Source organism: Parasphingopyxis sp. (assembly GCF_052168275.1).
In the GTDB taxonomy this organism is placed as follows: Bacteria; Pseudomonadota; Alphaproteobacteria; order Sphingomonadales; family Sphingomonadaceae; genus Parasphingopyxis.
On record NZ_JBQLZM010000016.1, the window covers coordinates 16,258 to 31,400 of the forward strand.

The following is a 15,143-nucleotide window of genomic DNA, read 5'->3' on the forward strand; positions in this document are numbered from 1 at the left end:
AGAGAGATTATGGACATGCCGAGCCAGCAGACGGGTGCGACGGACGATGCGGCTCCCGGCGGCAACCATGTCGACGTGCTGGTCGTCGGCGCGGGCATATCGGGAATCGGCGCCGCCTGGCACCTGAAGAACCAGTGCCCGGGCAAGAGCTTCCTGATCCTCGAAAAGAAGGACACGTTCGGCGGCACCTGGGTGACCCATACCTATCCCGGCATCCGCTCGGACAGCGATCTCTACACCTTCGGCTATCGCTTCAAGCCCTGGACCTCCGCCCCGATCGCGAGCGCCAAGGAAATCCTCAAATATATGGGCGAGGTGATCACGGAGAACGATATCGCGCCGCATATCCGCTACGGCCATACGATCACGGGCGCGCATTTCTCGCGCGCCGACAATCTCTGGACGGTCGAGGCGACGGATAACGACAGCGGCGAACGCAAGACCTTCACCGCCAATTTCCTCTGGATGTGCCAGGGCTATTACAATCACGAACAGCCCTACACGCCCGAATGGGAAGGCATGGACGATTTCGCCGGCGAGATCATTCATCCGCAGCTCTGGCCCGAGAACGCCGACCTGAAGGGCAAGCGCGTGCTCGTCATCGGCTCGGGCGCGACGGCGGCGACGCTCGTCCCGGCGATCGCCGAAGAGGTGGCGCATGTCACCCTGCTCCAGCGCTCGCCGACCTATTTCTGGCCCGCGCCAAACGCCAACGAGCTGGCCGACACGCTGCGCGAGATCGAGATCGACGAGGAGATCATCCACCCGATCGTCCGCAAGAAGATCCTGTTCGACCAGCTCCAGACGACGAGCCGCTGCAAGACCGAACCCGAAGTCGTGAAGGAAGAGCTGCTCGCGGGCGTGCGCGAATTCCTCGGCGAGGATTTCGACATCGCGACGCATTTCACCCCCAAATACCGGCCCTGGCAGCAGCGGCTCGCCTTCATCCCCGATGGCGACCTGTTCCAGGGGATCGCCGGCGGCAAGGCCAGCATCGTCACCGACACGATCGACCGCTTCACCGAAAAGGGCGTACGGCTCAATTCGGGCGAGGAGATCGAGGCCGACATCATCGTCACCGCGACGGGCTTCAACCTGTCGGTGCTCGGCGACATCCCCTTCGCCGTCGACGGCGAGCCGGTGCGCTGGCCCGAGACGATCACCTATCGCGGGATGATGTTCACCGGCGTGCCGAACATGGTCTGGATCTTCGGCTATTTCCGGGCGAGCTGGACGCTCCGTGTCGACATCGTCGCCGATTTCGTCTGCAAGCTGCTCAACCATATGGACGCGACGGGCACGGCCCGTGTCGAGGTCGCGCTGCGCCCCGAAGACGCCGACATGCCGATCGGCCCCTGGGTCGATCCGGACGACTTCAACCCCAATTACCTGATGCGCGACATGCACCTGCTGCCCAAGGCCGGCGACAAGCCCGAATGGCGGCATACGCAGGACTACTGGACCGAGTGCGACATCATCCCCGCGATCGATCTCGAGGGCAGCGAGTTCGTCTATACGCGCGAGACGGAGAAGGCGGAACCGGAGGCGGTGACGACCGCAGGTTAACGGCCACTATTCTTGGCGAAACCGTCATTGCGAGGAGCCGAAGGCGACGCGGCAATCCAGAGCCGCAAGCGTCATCACAAGTGGCTCTGGATTGCTTCGCTGCGCTCGCAATGACGACGCGCATGAAGACAATCGCTCGCATCGCCGGTCCCTGATGAACCGCGCCGACCCTTATTCGCTCGCCGCAGTCCCCACCGTCCCTTCCGGCAGCGCGATCCGCGGCGCCGGCGGTTCGCCGCCCGGGCCGGTCAGATAATGGTCCATCCAGCGCATCAGGCGGACATTATAGTCGTAGCGGGCCGCGGCCTGCTGGTTGCCATGGCCCTCGCCCGGATAGAGGACGAGCCGGACCGGGGTTTCGGTCCGGATCCTGAGCGCGTTGTAGAGCTCGTAGCTCTGGCCCGGATCGACGCGGGTGTCGTCCTCGCCGTGCAGGATCAGGATCGGCGTCCGCGCCTGGCCCGCGTGGAAGATCGGGCTGACCTCGAGCATCGCCTGCCAGTCCTCCCACGGCCAGGCGCGCGAATGGACGAGATACATCTCGTTCGGGATGTCGCCGGTGCCGAATTTGGAGATCTGGTTCGAGATGCCGACGAACATCACGGCCGCGGCAAAATGCTCGGTCAGCGCGGTCGCGCCCCAGGCCGTCGCATAGCCGCCATAGGAGCCGCCGGTGATCCCGACCCGGTCGAGATCGACGAGCCCTTCGGCGCCCAGCGCCTGGATGCCGTCGACCAGGTCGTTGAACTCGCCGCCCGCATAATCGCCCTGGTGGAGCTTGGAAAAGTCCGTGCCATAGGCGGTGCTGCCGCGATAATTGGGGTAGAAGACCGCATAGCCGCGGCCCGCGCCGACCTGCCCGGCCATCGAATAGCGGGTCAGCCAGCCGTTCGAATAATGCGCCTCGGGCCCGCCATGGACGGTGAGGATCGCGGGAGCCCCGCCCGACGGCGCGCCGCCCACGGGCTCGATCACGATCCCCTCGACCGTATGGCCGTCGCGCGACCGGTAGGTCATCGTCCGCTGTTCGCCCATGTCGATATCGGCGAGCCAGGGGTTGAGCGTCGTCCAGCGCGCGAACCCGCCGCCGTCGAACAGGAACAGCTCGTTGGCATGCGTCGGCGCGTCGGCGACCGCGGCCAGCCGGTCGCCCGCCGCCTCGATGCGGCGGAGGATCAGCGCCCCGGGATCGACCGTCGCGGTCACCGTGCCGCTCGCGTCGTAGAAGCGCAGCTCGCTCTGCGCGCCGACATGGAAGATCGTCGCGAGCCGGCCGTCGGCCAGCCATTCGGTGTCGACGACCGCTTCGGCCGCCCCGGCGTTGACGGCGGTGAAAGTGCCGGTGACCGGGTTCACCATGTGCAGGGTCGTCGGCGCGGGATCGTGCCGGTCGACCGCGGCGATCAGCGAGAGCGTCGATCCGTCGGGCGAAATCTCGAAATCGTCGATCTTGCCCGGCGTCTCGACCGTCGTCCGGATCGCGCCGTCGTCCGCGTCGACGATCACGACCCGCTGCGAGGTGAAGCTGTCGTCGACCCGTGTCGTCGGCGCCCAGCGCAGCGCCAGCCAATCGCCGTCCGGCGCCACGCGCAGCTCGGTCACATGCCCCTCTATCGCCAGCGCGCGCGGCTCGGCCTCGCTGCCCGGCGTCACCGCGAACAGCCGGTTGAACCGCTGCTCCTCCTCGTAGATCACCGCGTTGAACCCGGCCTCGCTTTCCGCCTCCCGGCGCGGATCGGTCGCCGCCGCGGCGATCGCATAGACGGTCCGCCCGTCCGGCGCCCATTCATAGCTGCGGATGTCGGCGCCCTCGATACCGGCGAGCCGGCGATGGCCGCCGCCGGCGACCGGGATGCCGTAGAGCGCGGTGTGCGCGTCGTCCTCGCCCTCGGGTTTCCACAGGAAGCTGATCATCCGGCCGTCGGGCGAGAAGCGGATGCCGCTCACGTCCATCCCCTCGGGCAGGAAGTCCTGCGCCGCCATCGCCGCGGTCGCGACGTGCAGGCGGGTATCGGTCGACCCGTTTTCCGCGCCCGAAAGTATGTCCGGCAGCTGGCCCCGCCCGAAGGCGATCCGCGCGCCGTCCGGCGACACCGCGATCCCGCCGACATCGGCGAGGCGGCTCACATCCTCGGGCGTCATCGGCCGGGCGAGTGCGGGGGTTGCGGCAAGGGCGGCGACGCTGACGGCAGTGACGCCGGCGAAAAGGGCGATCGATTTCTTCAACGGACATTCTCCTGTTTTCGGTATTCCCCGAAAGGCCTTGTGCACAATCCGGCGCCCGCCGTCACATCGAAAAGCCATGACAAGCCGATCCGTTTCGCCTATCGTCGCCCATTCCCCGGGGGACCGCACCCATTGCGGTTGAGAGGCGAGTTATAGAGGGCTCGCGACCCGCAGAACCTGATCCGGTTGACACCGGCGGAGGGAGGGAGCGTGGTTCATCCGGACACCCGCAGACCCTCTCCGACACGATGGAGAGACGATATATGGCAGACATTCCCGCCCGCACCGAGATCGGCGTCACGACCGGCCCGATTCGCGGCAGCAAGAAAATCCACGTTGCCGCCCAAGGAACGAACGGCTCCGGCAGCGGCGTCCGCGTCGCGATGCGCGAGATCCATCTGGAAGGCGACGAGCCCCCGGTCCGCGTCTACGACACCTCCGGCCCCTATACCGATCCCGAAGCCCATATCGACATCATGGCCGGGCTTCCGGCGATGCGGCGTGAGTGGATAGAGGCGCGCGGCGATGTCGAGAGCTATGACGGCCGCGACACGAAGCCCGAGGATAACGGCCAGCTCGGCCCGGACCGGTCGGGCGGGGTCGATCCCTTTCCCAATGTCGTCAAGCGGCCTCTCAGAGCGAAGCCCGGGCACAACGTCACCCAGATGCATTATGCGCGGCAGGGCATCGTCACGCCCGAAATGGAATATGTCGCCGAGCGCGAAAATCTCGGCCGGGCGTTCAATGCCGAACAGGCCCGCACCAAACTCGCCGAGGGCGAGAGCTTCGGCGCGGCGCTCCCCGAATATGTCACGCCGGAGTTTGTGAGAGACGAGGTCGCCCGCGGCCGCGCGATCATCCCCAACAATATCAACCATCCCGAGAGCGAACCGATGGCGATCGGCCGCAACTTCCTCGTGAAGGTCAACGCCAATATCGGCAACTCCGCCGTCGCCTCCGACGTCGCCGCCGAGGTCGACAAGATGGTCTGGGCGATCCGCTGGGGCGCCGACACCGTCATGGACCTGTCGACCGGCCGCAACATCCACGACACCCGCGAATGGATTATCAGAAACTCTCCTGTGCCCATCGGCACCGTTCCGATCTATCAGGCGCTCGAAAAGGTCGGCGGTGTCGCCGAGGAGCTGACCTGGGAGATATTCGCCGACACGCTGATCGAGCAGGCCGAGCAGGGCGTCGACTATTTCACGATCCATGCCGGCGTCCGCCTCCCCTATGTCCCGATGGCCGCCAAGCGCATGACGGGCATCGTCAGCCGCGGCGGATCGATCATGGCGAAATGGTGCCTCTCCCATCACAAGGAGAGCTTCCTCTACGAACGCTTCCCCGAAATCTGCGAGATCATGAAGGCCTATGACATCGCCTTCAGCCTCGGCGATGGCCTGCGCCCCGGCTCGGTCTACGACGCGAACGACGAAGCCCAGTTCGCCGAGCTCTACACGCTGGGCGAGCTGACCAAGGTCGCCTGGGACCAGGATGTGCAGGTGATGATCGAGGGCCCCGGCCATGTGCCGATGCACAAGATCAAGGAGAATATGGAGAAGCAGCTCGAAGCCTGCGGCGAAGCGCCCTTCTACACGCTCGGGCCGTTAACTACGGACATCGCCCCCGGCTACGACCATATCACGAGCGGCATCGGCGCCGCCCAGATCGGCTGGTACGGCACCGCGATGCTCTGCTATGTGACGCCCAAGGAGCATCTCGGCCTGCCCGACCGCGACGATGTGAAAGTCGGGGTGGTAACGTATAAACTCGCCGCCCACGCCGCCGATCTGGCGAAAGGCCACCCCGCCGCGCAGGTGAGAGACGACGCGCTATCCAAGGCCCGCTTCGAATTCCGCTGGCGCGACCAGTTCAACCTCTCGCTCGACCCCGATACGGCCGAGGATTTCCACGACCAGACCCTGCCGGCCGAAGGCGCGAAGACCGCGCATTTCTGCTCGATGTGCGGGCCGAAATTCTGCTCGATGCAGATTAGCCAGGAGGTCAGGGAGTTCGCGGCGAAGCAGAATTCGGACAGCTATCTGGCGGCTGAAAACTCCAACCCCGCTCACCCTGAGCCTGTCGAAGGGTCGTCCTTCTCTTCCTCTGACCTCAAAGAAAAAGGCAGGGCTTCGACAAGCTCAGCCCAAGCGGATTTGGATGAGGAAGATGCCGAATCCGGCATGGCGAAGATGGCCAAGAAATATCGCGAAGGCGGCGATCTTTACGTCCCGGCCAAGTGAAGCGTGTCGTCGGCCCAACCGAAGGAGACCAGCATGACGCAACTACCCTATGAAGACGCGCTGGAGCGCGCACGCATGGAACTGGAAAGCGCGCTGTCGCTGCTCCTGCACGAGATCGCCGATTACCCGACACCGATCTCGGGCTGCGATGCACAATTTATCCGTCTGATCAGCGACCGCACCCGCATCGCAAGCAGCCTGCGCGATCTCGACGACCGGCCCTTCGTTGCATCGCCTCGCAAATTGGAGCCCGAAGCGGCCTGAGTGCCGGATGACGAGGAGCGACAGAGGATGCGGAAGCCGGGATGGGGGAGATGAGCGAGAAGTTTCGCGAGGAAGGCGGGAAGTTGTATGTGAAGGCGGAGGGGTGACCAAAGATCTTCGCGCAGTTTGAATTCCTACGCATCTTCGGTTCGGATGAACTAGTTATTATCTTTCCGGTAAGGCGGTGACATTGTCATTCCATCTTGGAACCCGTGCTTTTCTCTGTGCTCGTTCCACATATGCGCATCGTTGAAGCTTCGGATTTTGGGCGGCCGCACCTCCCACCAATCTGGATCTTCCGCAGAGGTAGATGTCGGCTGTGAACGGTAGATTTTATGGTATAGTGGCTCTTTGAACTCCGAATAAAACGCATCGTCGTCGGGATCGAAATAATCGGAAAAAGGCAGAGTGATTTGTAGTCGGACTGCCCAGTCAATAACTTGGCCATCGATATTATCTCTAAGCTGTCGCTCGATCTCATACTTGGTCAGCGTTGGAACTGCCGACGCTGGAACGAGATAGTCTGCCCAGCAGCTATAAAAGCAGCCGTTGGGCGTGTCGTGCCAGATGGCACGAACTCGAATGGCTTCGTCCGGCCCCACCGCGATTCGATCCAATTCCGCGATGATTTCTTCTAAGAATAGTAGGCTTGGCGGTTCCACCCCCGAACGACTTTCGACGAAAAGGAAACAGCCATTGTAGTGCGCTGTCCAACGTTCTTCCCGCTCGGTATAAAATATCTTCCATGTCTCGGGCCTTGGGTCATGAAAGGCGTTTTGAGCAAGTGAGTAGTTTGTGTGGGTCAAAAGCCGATTTTCGATTTCGACGTTATCCCATACGAGGCTAACAAGGTCAGTTTGGTCGCCAAGCTCCAGCAGTTTGCGAGACAACTCGGACGACGGTTGTGTTGAGGTTGCCATCAGAAAGCCGGTCGCATTGACGCGCCGGCATCTGTCCACGATGTCAGGAACGTCGGCCACACCAACAGAACGACCAGAATGCGCATAGTGTTTACAATCAACCAACCAGGTCACATCGGTTGAGTGCAATGGGCCGCTTAGGCTTTCTATCGCCAACAAGTCGCGGCCACTGTCTGCGCCCACACCGGTCCACGTTGGCCTTAAACCTGCGCGCAAAAGAAGATCGCGAACAAGCTGTTCGAAGCGTATGCCATCTTGTGGGAGGTTGGTGAAATCCAGCATCAATTTCTCTTCGGCTATTCTTTGTAAATTATTTTATCACTTTATGCTCTTGTCGCTAGCCGTATCGACGTTATAACACCCGTATGAACATCCCGCTCAAGATCACCAAGATCGGCAACAGCGCCGGGGTTATCCTGCCCAAGGAGGTGCTCGCGCGGCTGCGGGTGGGGCCGGGGGATGTCGTGCATCTGACCGAGGCGCCGGACGGCATTCGCATTACCGTCGCCGATCCCTCTTTCGCCGAGCAGATGGAAGCGGCGGAGCGCATCATGCGGCGGGATCGCAACGTCCTGCGCGAACTGGCGAAGTGATCTTCCGACAGTGACGGGCTTGGAATTATCCGATCCGTCATTGCGAGGAGGCCCATGTCTTTCTTGGGCCGACGCGGCAATCCAGAGCCACAAGCGGTTTCGCCTGCCGCTCTGGATTGCCGCGCTCCCGGAGTTTATCCTGAGCGGCTGGCTTGCCAGCCAGCCGAAGGGGTCGCTCGCAATGACGATGTGTGATGATAAAGCCCGGCCCGCTCGAAAGAACGCGCCTGAATGACCCGCCCTCCCGTTCGCGTACAGCCGATCTGGGTGCATGAGGAGGTCGCGCTGGCCGTGCACGACCGCCAGCTGGCCGAGCATGGAGGAGGAACGGGGACGCGTGACCGGGGCGGGCTTGAATCCGCCCTGGCGCGCCCGCGCAATCGCTGGGAACATGGCGAAGACGATCCGGCAACCCTCGCCGCCGCCTATGCGTTCGGCATCGTGCGCAACCATCCGTTTGTCGACGGCAACAAACGGACCGGATGGGTCATCGCCAACCTGTTCCTTAGCCTGAACGGACTTCATATTGCGTTCGACGAAGTCGCTGCCGTCCGATTGGTCGAAACCCTCGCCGCGGGAGAGTTGAACGAAGAGGAATTGGCGGGCTGGTTTCGCGCGCACATCGTCGAGAATTGAAGGGCTCTTTGCAAACCTCGTCATTGCGAGGAGGCCCGAACTCGTTTCGGAGCGACGCGGCAATCCAGAGCGGCAAGCGATGCCGCGAGCCGCTCCGCACCACGCCGCCGCTACGCCCCGCTCGCCACCCTTCCGGCCAGCTTCCGCACCATCTCGCGCACCTCGGCGGGGGTGTCGCCCTTGACGACTTCGACATAGCCGATCCCGGCGCGGCGCAGCGCTTCCTTCTTCACCGCGTCGCGCGCCGCGGCGGTCTTGCCCGTGTGATGGCCCGCGCCCTGGAACTCGACGGCGTGGAGCGGCCGGCAGTCGGCGTCGACGATCAGCAGGTCGACGCGCTTCGAATTGATCGCGAAATAGGCGGCCTTGTCCGGGCTCGACAGGATCTCGCCGAGCGACACCTGGCCCATCGCGCGCCAGCCCGGGCTTTCCGCTTCCAGCGCCGCGTCGACCACGCCGAGCAGCCGGCGTTCGGACCTGTTCATCAGCGGGCGCGCGCGGAAGCTGGCCTGCATCACGGTGCGCAGCTGCTCGGCGGCGAGGGCTGCGCCGCCCTGCGCCCCGCCCGCGCCGGGCGCGCCCGATCGCTTGCGGGCGGCGTTGCGGCCTTTCCAGTAGGCGCGGCGTTCGGCGCGGTTGAGCGCCTCGACGAACCGCTCGACCGCGATGCCGAGCGCCGCGCCGGCGCCGAGGACGATCACCAGCAGCCAGGGCTTGTCGATCAGGGCGAGTATCTCGGGCGGCATGATGCGGAAATCATGCCCTTTTTTCCTTTCCAAAGCGTCAATGCGCGAAGCGGGTTGTCGGTGCGTCCGCCCGCCTGCCGATCGCCGCGCGGCCGCCGCGTTCCGCGCTCCGAAGGGTGTGCCGCTCACGCGCAAGCTGGCGCAAAGTGCCTCAAAGTGGCGCGATTCGGGACGGCGTCGGCGCGAAAGGCCGGGTTTCCGCCGATTCTGGCGTTCCGGCCCCCTTATGCGCGCCACCTTCGCCACCTTCCGCGCCGCATCCGCCGCTCCGGATCGCCGAAAGGGTCTCGCCTCTCAGTCGAACGCGAACCCCGCCGCCTTGGCCTCGGCGATGATCTCCGGCCCGGTCTTTTTCGGCGTGTCCTGCGCGAAATCGTACCAGTCCGGCTTCTCGTCGATGAAGATCTGCTCGCCCAGGGTCAGCGCGCCGACATCGTCGAACAGCCCGGCGGTCAGCGAATAGTTGTCCGCCGGGACGAAGCGGTAGAAGAGGTTGGTGCCGCATTCCCGGCAGAACCCCCGCTCGGCCCAGGCGGACGAGGCGTAGCGCGCGATATGCTCGTCGCCGGTGAAGCGGACATTCTGGCCGCACTGCAGGCCGGTAAAGGCGATCCCGCCCCAGCGCCGGCACATGGTGCAATGGCAGGCCTCGACATGCGGCCGCGCGGGCGTCGCGGCGACGGTCACCGCGCCGCACAGGCAGCGCCCTTCCAGCGTCTCTTCGCTCATCTTCCTGATCCTCTTCCGGAATGTTGGGCGGCGAACCTGACAGGCGCCGGCGCCGCTTGCAACCGCGGCTATGCGGCGCGGATCATCGCCTTCAGCCGCCCGGCCTGCCGCCGCCAGGCGCGCTCGCCGTCCGCCCCCTCGCCGGCGGCTTCGGCCAGCGCGTCGACCGTCATGTCGACCCAGGCCGTCCATTGCGCCGCGGGAATCGCGCCGTAATTGCGGTGGAGGTCGACGAAATTGACGATCGTCGTCTCGACCCACCAGGCGTTTTCGGCCAGCCCGAGCATCGCCTCGAGCGTCTCGTTGACCATCCGCCCGGCCGCCGCCTCGACATGCGGGAAAAGCGCGCGGGCCTCGGGAAATTCCGCGAAGAAGCGGTCGAACACGATCGGCACGATATCGACGCCCGCCTCCCCGGCCGCCTCGAGCAGCGCCGTCATGGCGGCCGTATCCCCGGCCATCGCGCTGTCGGCGACGGCGCTCAGATCTTGCCGTCCTGCACCAGCGCGAACAGCTCGGCCCCGGTCATCTTCCGGGTGTCCTCGGCGAAGCTGTAGAAATCGGGCTTCTCGTCGATGAACACTTCGGTCTTGAAGGCGAGGCCGTCCGCATCGTCGAACAGGCCGACGGCTACCATATGCTGGTTCGCCTCCTTGATGCGATAGAAGAGATTGGTGCCGCATCTGGCGCAAAAGGCGCGCTCGGCCCAGGGCGAGGAATCGTAGCGCGTGACATGCTCCTCGCCCGCGATCGCGACGTCGGTGCCGCAATCGAGCTCCATGAACGGCCCGCTGCCCCAGCGGCGGCACATCGAGCAATGACAGGCGCCCACCTCATGGCTCGCCGCCTTCGCCGTGATCGTCACCGCGCCGCACAGACACTTGCCCGCCCGCTCGCTCCTTGTCGGCGTATCGCCCATGGTCCTTCCCTCCGATCCTCGTCCATCCTGCCGACGGACATCGCGCGGGGCCTTGACATAAGTCAACTGACAGCACCGGCTCTTCGCCGTCCCGTGCGGGACGTTCGTCGAAAGCCGGCGCCGCGCGACGGCCGCTCGTCGAAAGCCGGATCGACAACCGCCGCGCGATCGGCTTCGGCCCTCCCATCGCATTGTTTCCGACCCGCAACACGAGGTTCGTCCCGTCATGAAAATCTTCTTCCGCGCCCTTCCGCTCGCCATCGCCTTGGCCCTGCCCGCCGCGCCGCTCGCCGCGCAGGAGCGGCCCAGCTTCGACGATGCCGGCGCCGCGACCCAGCCGGTCGGCCATGCCTATTTCGACGCCTATATCGCGCGCGACTGGGATGCGCTGGAGCCGCTGCTCGCCGACGATGCGAGCTTTCACGACGCCACGGCCGAGCTGGTCTTCGGCGGCGCCGAGGCGGAGGGCAAGGCGGCGATGATGACGCTGTTCCGCGACGGCTATGAAGGGATCACGCGGATGACGCTGCGCCCGATGCGCAATTTCCATTCGGGCCATTATTCGGTGTTCGAGGGCGAGCTCGACTGGGCCCTGCGGCTCGACGACGGGATGGAAGTGGCCAGCGTGATGCCGTTCGTCACGATTCTGCGGGTCGAGGACGGGCGGGTTGTCTCGCATCGCGACTTCGCCGACTACGCGCCCTTCCTCGCCGCGCTGCGCGCCGCGCGCGCCGCTGCCGCGGAATAGGCCGCTCAGCCGATCGGGGGGGGGCGCAAGTCCCCCGGGGCCGCGGCAAGCGGCGGCCCCGGCTGGCCAGGTTCCGGCCCGGCCTCAGCCCTTCTTCTTCATATGCTCGAGGCCCGAGACCACCCCGGGCTTCTGGGACGGCTGGGACATGTTGTTCTTCTTCTTTTTCTCCGCCTTGGGCTTGCGGATTTCCTTGTTCGATTTCTTCTGGCCTTTCGCCATGATGCTGTCCTTCGCGCAGGCGGAATGCCCGAACGCCGACGCTAGGCGCTTTGGCGGCGAAAAGCGCGCAGGATCTGCATTGGCCGAATCGGGCCGGTCGCGGCGCTAGAAAATTCCGGGCGAATGGAACTGCGCGGCGCTGGGCCGGGCGGGCGTCAGCATCGCGCGCTGGCGCAGCTGGCCGGGTTCGGCCTGCCCCGCTTCGGTGCCGCTGGCGCTGGCCGTCGCCGATATCGGCTGGCAGCTGCGTCCCGCAAGGAAATCGAGCGCCCGGGCGATCGAGTTCTCGCGCGGATCGCCGAGCGCGAAGCCGACATCGTCGCCCGCCGCGCAGCTCGCCCCGACGCTGCCGGCGAGCCCGTCGAAATAGTCGGCATTGCCCGCCGAATTTTCGGTGGCGAAGGCGACGATGCGGAGCCGGTCGTCGCATTGGGCGCGGTCCTCGGCGATCTGGCCGACCGGCTTGCCGAACGTATCGCTGCCGACGAGCGCAAGGTCCGAGCCGAGAAACGGGATGAAAGCGTTGATCACGAGCTCGCTCGCCGATGCGGTGGCGCCGGTGCCGATAAAGGCGATCCGCGTCGGCGCGACGGATTCGGCCTTGGGCGAAATCCGTTTGACCGAACTGAACTGCGATTTGCTCGGTCGATAGGTCAGCCGGGCGAAGACGTCGTTCATCCGGTTGCGCGCGAGCAGGTTCCCCATCAGCTCGGCCGTGCTCACCAGCCCGCCGCCATTATAGCGAAGATCGATGATGAACTCGGTGATGCCGCGCGCCTTGAAATCGTCGAACGCGGCGGTGAGCGCGGGTTCGGCCGTCTCGATGAAGGTGCGCAGGTTGAGATAGCCGATCTCGCGCCCGCCGTCCTTGATCACCCGCGCGCCGTAGCGCGGCGAGACGGGGTCGAGATCGAAATCGGCCTTGGTGACAGACAGCGTGCGCGTGCCGTTGACCGGATCCTTGACCCGCAAGGTGCGCTGCACGCCCGCCGACGAGGGGCCGAGCGCCTGGGTCAACGCGGCCTGTCCGCCGTTCGCGACGATCTGGCTGATCGTGCGCAGGTCCGCGCTGCTCGTGCCGATGGCGAGGATCTCGGTGCCGCGATCGATCCCGGCGGCCAGCGCCGGCGCGCCTTCGAAGGCTTCGGAGACGAACAGGCGCCGCCCCGCGCCGTCATAGGAGAGCCGGATGCCGAAGCCGGCATTGGCGCCCTGCTGGAAAAAGGCATTCTCCTCGGCAATCGAGGTCAAATGGGTGAAGAAGCGGTCGCGGCCCTGCGAACGCGCGGTGGCGGTGAGGTTGTCGATATAGGCGCTGACCGTCGCGAAGCCGGCCGGGCTGCGGTTGGCGGGCAGCGTCTCGGGAAACAGATACCATTCGTCGATCTGCGCTCCGGCCCATTGCTGGCGCGCGGCGACCGAGCAGGGGCTGCTCGCCGGCGACGGCGGGGGCGGCGCGCTGGCGCTCGGCGGAGGTGCTGCGGAACTCGCGCCGCCCCCGCCACCGCCGCCTCCACAGGCCGCGAGCAGCGCGAGGGCACTCAGCGCCGTGCCGATTTTTCCCGGTCTCCTGATCGCCCCGCCTCCCTGCCGCATGCCGAACCGTGAATCGGCCTCTATTCGCAACAGGTTGAACCGGAGATGAGCGGCGCGCAAGACGGAAGATGCCCGCCTCAGTCGGCGGCGCGGATTTCCGAGCCCAGTTTCAGCACCTCGTCGCCATCCTCCTGCCGGATCAGATAGGCCGGATCGTCCTCGGACCCGTTGCGCGTGACCTTGGTGCCGTGGATCGTGCGCGTCACCTCGCGCTCGAACCGGTCCGCGATCTGGCCCTTGGCCGTGCCGGAACCCCAGTCCCATTCGACATACTGATCGGTCTGAAAGCTGTTCGCCATTGCGGATATCTCCTGTCTTCCCCTGTCGTCCATTCAACGCACGCCGGCCCACGGAAGTTGCGTGATTTTGACGGGTGTTTCCCCGGCGCGGCTGCGCTAGGACCGGCCGGATGCAAGAGGAGACGACCATGGCCGACAAGACGCTCCACCCCGAAACGCTCGCGCTGCACGCCGGATGGCGCGCCGATCCCGGCACCGGCGCGGTCGCGCCGCCGATCTTCCAGACGACGAGCTACCAGTTCGACAGCACCGACCATGCGGCCAACCTGTTCGCGCTGTCCGAGCTCGGCAATATCTACACCCGGATCGGCAATCCGACGACGGCGATCCTCGAGGAGCGGATGGCGGCGATCGAGGGCGGCGCGGCGGCGCTCGCCGTGGCCTCGGGCCAGGCGGCCTCGGCCTATGCGGTGCAGAATCTCGCGCGGGCGGGCGACAATATCGTCAGCGGCACCGATCTCTATGGCGGCACCTACAATCTCTTCGCCAACACGCTGAAGGATCTGGGCATCGAGACGCGCTTCGTCGATCCGGCCGATCCGCAGGCGTTCGTCGATGCGAGCGACGACAGGACCCGCGCCTGGTACGTCGAGACGCTGCCCAATCCGAAGCTCGTCGTCGCGCCCATGGCCGATATCGCGGCGGCGGGCCGGCCGATGGGCATCCCGCTGATCGTCGACAATACGGCCGCGCCGCTGATCGCCCGGCCGTTCGATCACGGCGCCGCGATCATCGTCTACTCGACGACCAAATATATCGGCGGGCACGGCACCTCGATCGGCGGGCTGATCGTCGATGGCGGCAATTTCGACTGGGCCGCGCATGCCGAACGCCAGCCCCTGTTGAACACGCCGGACGCCAGCTATCACGGCGCGGTCTGGACCGAAGCGGCGGCGCCGCTGGGGCCGATCGCCTATATCCTGCGCGCGCGCACCGTGCTGCTGCGCGATCTCGGCGCCGCGATGAGCCCGATGAACGCCTTCCAGTTCCTCCAGGGGCTGGAGACGCTGGCGCTGCGCATGCCCCGGCATTGCGAGAACACGCAGAAAGTGGCGGACTGGCTCACCGGCCGCGACGGCGTCGCCCGGGTCATCCATCCCTCGCTATTGGAGGGCGAACAGCAGGCGCGGGCGGAGGCGGTGCTGACCGGCGGGCTCGGCGGCCTGCTGGGCTTCGAGCTGGCCGGCGGAGCGGAGGCCGGCAAGGCGTTCATCGACGCGCTCGAGCTGCTCTACCATGTCGCCAATATCGGCGATGCGCGCAGCCTCGCCATCCATCCCGCCTCGACGACCCACAGCCAGCTCGCCGCCGAGGAGCAGCTGGCGACCGGCGTGTCGCCCGGCTATGTCCGGCTCTCGATCGGGCTCGAACATATCGACGACATCATCGCCGATATCGACCAGGCGCTGACCGCGGCGCAATAATCCCGGCGC

15 protein-coding genes, 1 pseudogene and 1 riboswitch are annotated in these 15,143 nt (G+C 65.6%); of the genes and pseudogenes, 7 read left to right on the plus strand and 9 right to left on the minus strand.

The window, feature by feature from the left end:
* Nucleotides 1–9 precede the first annotated feature (9 nt).
* Nucleotides 10–1,566, plus strand: coding sequence for a flavin-containing monooxygenase (locus ACTS1X_RS01595; protein WP_442612640.1), 1,557 nt, complete (start codon nt 10–12; stop codon nt 1,564–1,566).
* 171 nt (nt 1,567–1,737) lie between these two features.
* On the opposite strand, the gene ACTS1X_RS01600 is transcribed toward ACTS1X_RS01595, so the two are convergent.
* Nucleotides 1,738–3,792, minus strand: coding sequence for a prolyl oligopeptidase family serine peptidase (locus ACTS1X_RS01600; RefSeq protein WP_442612641.1), 2,055 nt, complete (start codon nt 3,790–3,792; stop codon nt 1,738–1,740).
* 106 nt (nt 3,793–3,898) lie between these two features.
* A riboswitch (TPP riboswitch) is annotated at nt 3,899–4,013 on the plus strand.
* Nucleotides 4,014–4,055: 42 nt separating this feature from the next.
* Here ACTS1X_RS01600 and thiC point away from each other — a divergent pair.
* A pseudogene (gene thiC, locus ACTS1X_RS01605) lies at nt 4,056–5,846 on the plus strand (phosphomethylpyrimidine synthase ThiC); the annotation flags it as partial.
* 225 nt (nt 5,847–6,071) lie between these two features.
* The gene (locus tag ACTS1X_RS01610) at nt 6,072–6,302 is read left to right on the plus strand and encodes a hypothetical protein (RefSeq protein WP_442612642.1); all 231 of its coding nucleotides are present in this window, start codon (nt 6,072–6,074) and stop codon (nt 6,300–6,302) included.
* Between the two features lie 158 nt (nt 6,303–6,460).
* Here the strand turns inward: ACTS1X_RS01610 and ACTS1X_RS01615 are convergent, their stop codons facing one another.
* The gene (locus ACTS1X_RS01615; RefSeq protein WP_442612643.1) at nt 6,461–7,504 is read right to left on the minus strand and encodes a restriction endonuclease; all 1,044 of its coding nucleotides are present in this window, start codon (nt 7,502–7,504) and stop codon (nt 6,461–6,463) included.
* Nucleotides 7,505–7,587: 83 nt separating this feature from the next.
* Here ACTS1X_RS01615 and ACTS1X_RS01620 point away from each other — a divergent pair, with 83 nt between their 5' ends.
* Both ACTS1X_RS01620 and ACTS1X_RS01625 read left to right on the plus strand, forming a co-directional pair.
* On the plus strand, nt 7,588–7,815 hold the full coding sequence (locus ACTS1X_RS01620; RefSeq protein ID WP_442612644.1) for an AbrB/MazE/SpoVT family DNA-binding domain-containing protein: 228 nt from the start codon (nt 7,588–7,590) through the stop codon (nt 7,813–7,815).
* 231 nt (nt 7,816–8,046) lie between these two features.
* Nucleotides 8,047–8,451 carry a type II toxin-antitoxin system death-on-curing family toxin gene (locus tag ACTS1X_RS01625; RefSeq protein ID WP_442612645.1) on the plus strand — a complete coding sequence of 135 codons (405 nt, stop codon included), beginning with the start codon at nt 8,047–8,049 and terminating at the stop codon, nt 8,449–8,451.
* A gap of 110 nt (nt 8,452–8,561) precedes the next feature.
* On the opposite strand, the gene ACTS1X_RS01630 is transcribed toward ACTS1X_RS01625, so the two are convergent.
* The 4 genes from ACTS1X_RS01630 to ACTS1X_RS01645 form a co-directional block, all read right to left on the minus strand.
* Nucleotides 8,562–9,197 (minus strand): DUF2726 domain-containing protein, encoded by a 636-nt coding sequence (locus ACTS1X_RS01630; RefSeq protein ID WP_442612646.1) that lies wholly within the window; start codon nt 9,195–9,197, stop codon nt 8,562–8,564.
* A gap of 294 nt (nt 9,198–9,491) precedes the next feature.
* Nucleotides 9,492–9,926, minus strand: coding sequence for a GFA family protein (locus tag ACTS1X_RS01635; RefSeq protein WP_442612647.1), 435 nt, complete (start codon nt 9,924–9,926; stop codon nt 9,492–9,494).
* 68 nt (nt 9,927–9,994) lie between these two features.
* Entirely contained in the window at nt 9,995–10,387 is a 393-nt protein-coding gene (locus ACTS1X_RS01640) for a hypothetical protein (RefSeq protein ID WP_442612648.1), read from the minus strand.
* 20 nt (nt 10,388–10,407) lie between these two features.
* The gene (locus ACTS1X_RS01645; RefSeq protein WP_442612649.1) at nt 10,408–10,845 is read right to left on the minus strand and encodes a GFA family protein; all 438 of its coding nucleotides are present in this window, start codon (nt 10,843–10,845) and stop codon (nt 10,408–10,410) included.
* Nucleotides 10,846–11,071: 226 nt separating this feature from the next.
* Here ACTS1X_RS01645 and ACTS1X_RS01650 point away from each other — a divergent pair, with 226 nt between their 5' ends.
* Entirely contained in the window at nt 11,072–11,593 is a 522-nt protein-coding gene (locus tag ACTS1X_RS01650; protein ID WP_442612650.1) for a nuclear transport factor 2 family protein, read from the plus strand.
* Between the two features lie 84 nt (nt 11,594–11,677).
* Here the strand turns inward: ACTS1X_RS01650 and ACTS1X_RS01655 are convergent, their stop codons facing one another.
* The 3 genes from ACTS1X_RS01655 to ACTS1X_RS01665 all read right to left on the minus strand — a co-directional run bounded on the left by ACTS1X_RS01655 (nt 11,678) and on the right by ACTS1X_RS01665 (nt 13,710).
* Nucleotides 11,678–11,815 (minus strand): hypothetical protein, encoded by a 138-nt coding sequence (locus ACTS1X_RS01655; RefSeq protein ID WP_442612651.1) that lies wholly within the window; start codon nt 11,813–11,815, stop codon nt 11,678–11,680.
* Between the two features lie 105 nt (nt 11,816–11,920).
* Nucleotides 11,921–13,411, minus strand: a complete 1,491-nt coding sequence (locus ACTS1X_RS01660) for a S41 family peptidase (protein WP_442612652.1) — start codon at nt 13,409–13,411, stop codon at nt 11,921–11,923.
* A gap of 77 nt (nt 13,412–13,488) precedes the next feature.
* The gene (locus tag ACTS1X_RS01665) at nt 13,489–13,710 is read right to left on the minus strand and encodes a DUF2945 domain-containing protein (RefSeq protein WP_442612653.1); all 222 of its coding nucleotides are present in this window, start codon (nt 13,708–13,710) and stop codon (nt 13,489–13,491) included.
* Nucleotides 13,711–13,838: 128 nt separating this feature from the next.
* Here ACTS1X_RS01665 and ACTS1X_RS01670 point away from each other — a divergent pair, with 128 nt between their 5' ends.
* Nucleotides 13,839–15,134, plus strand: coding sequence for an O-acetylhomoserine aminocarboxypropyltransferase/cysteine synthase family protein (locus tag ACTS1X_RS01670; RefSeq protein WP_442612654.1), 1,296 nt, complete (start codon nt 13,839–13,841; stop codon nt 15,132–15,134).
* Nucleotides 15,135–15,143: the final 9 nt, after the last annotated feature.

Bases quoted from the DNA above. Each gene is read 5' to 3' on its own strand.
- ACTS1X_RS01625 (WP_442612645.1), top strand. From the start codon at position 8,047: ATGACCCGCCCTCCCGTTCGCGTACAGCCGATCTGGGTGCATGAGGAG.
- ACTS1X_RS01615 (WP_442612643.1), bottom strand. From the start codon at position 7,504: ATGCTGGATTTCACCAACCTCCCACAAGATGGCATACGCTTCGAACAG.
- ACTS1X_RS01595 (WP_442612640.1), top strand. From the start codon at position 10: ATGGACATGCCGAGCCAGCAGACGGGTGCGACGGACGATGCGGCTCCC.
- ACTS1X_RS01635 (WP_442612647.1), bottom strand. From the start codon at position 9,926: ATGAGCGAAGAGACGCTGGAAGGGCGCTGCCTGTGCGGCGCGGTGACC.
- ACTS1X_RS01665 (WP_442612653.1), bottom strand. From the start codon at position 13,710: ATGGCGAACAGCTTTCAGACCGATCAGTATGTCGAATGGGACTGGGGT.
- ACTS1X_RS01645 (WP_442612649.1), bottom strand. From the start codon at position 10,845: ATGGGCGATACGCCGACAAGGAGCGAGCGGGCGGGCAAGTGTCTGTGC.
- ACTS1X_RS01650 (WP_442612650.1), top strand. From the start codon at position 11,072: ATGAAAATCTTCTTCCGCGCCCTTCCGCTCGCCATCGCCTTGGCCCTG.
- ACTS1X_RS01660 (WP_442612652.1), bottom strand. From the start codon at position 13,411: ATGCGGCAGGGAGGCGGGGCGATCAGGAGACCGGGAAAAATCGGCACG.
- ACTS1X_RS01630 (WP_442612646.1), bottom strand. From the start codon at position 9,197: ATGCCGCCCGAGATACTCGCCCTGATCGACAAGCCCTGGCTGCTGGTG.
- ACTS1X_RS01610 (WP_442612642.1), top strand. From the start codon at position 6,072: ATGACGCAACTACCCTATGAAGACGCGCTGGAGCGCGCACGCATGGAA.
- ACTS1X_RS01640 (WP_442612648.1), bottom strand. From the start codon at position 10,387: ATGGCCGGGGATACGGCCGCCATGACGGCGCTGCTCGAGGCGGCCGGG.
- ACTS1X_RS01620 (WP_442612644.1), top strand. From the start codon at position 7,588: ATGAACATCCCGCTCAAGATCACCAAGATCGGCAACAGCGCCGGGGTT.
- ACTS1X_RS01655 (WP_442612651.1), bottom strand. From the start codon at position 11,815: ATGGCGAAAGGCCAGAAGAAATCGAACAAGGAAATCCGCAAGCCCAAG.
- ACTS1X_RS01670 (WP_442612654.1), top strand. From the start codon at position 13,839: ATGGCCGACAAGACGCTCCACCCCGAAACGCTCGCGCTGCACGCCGGA.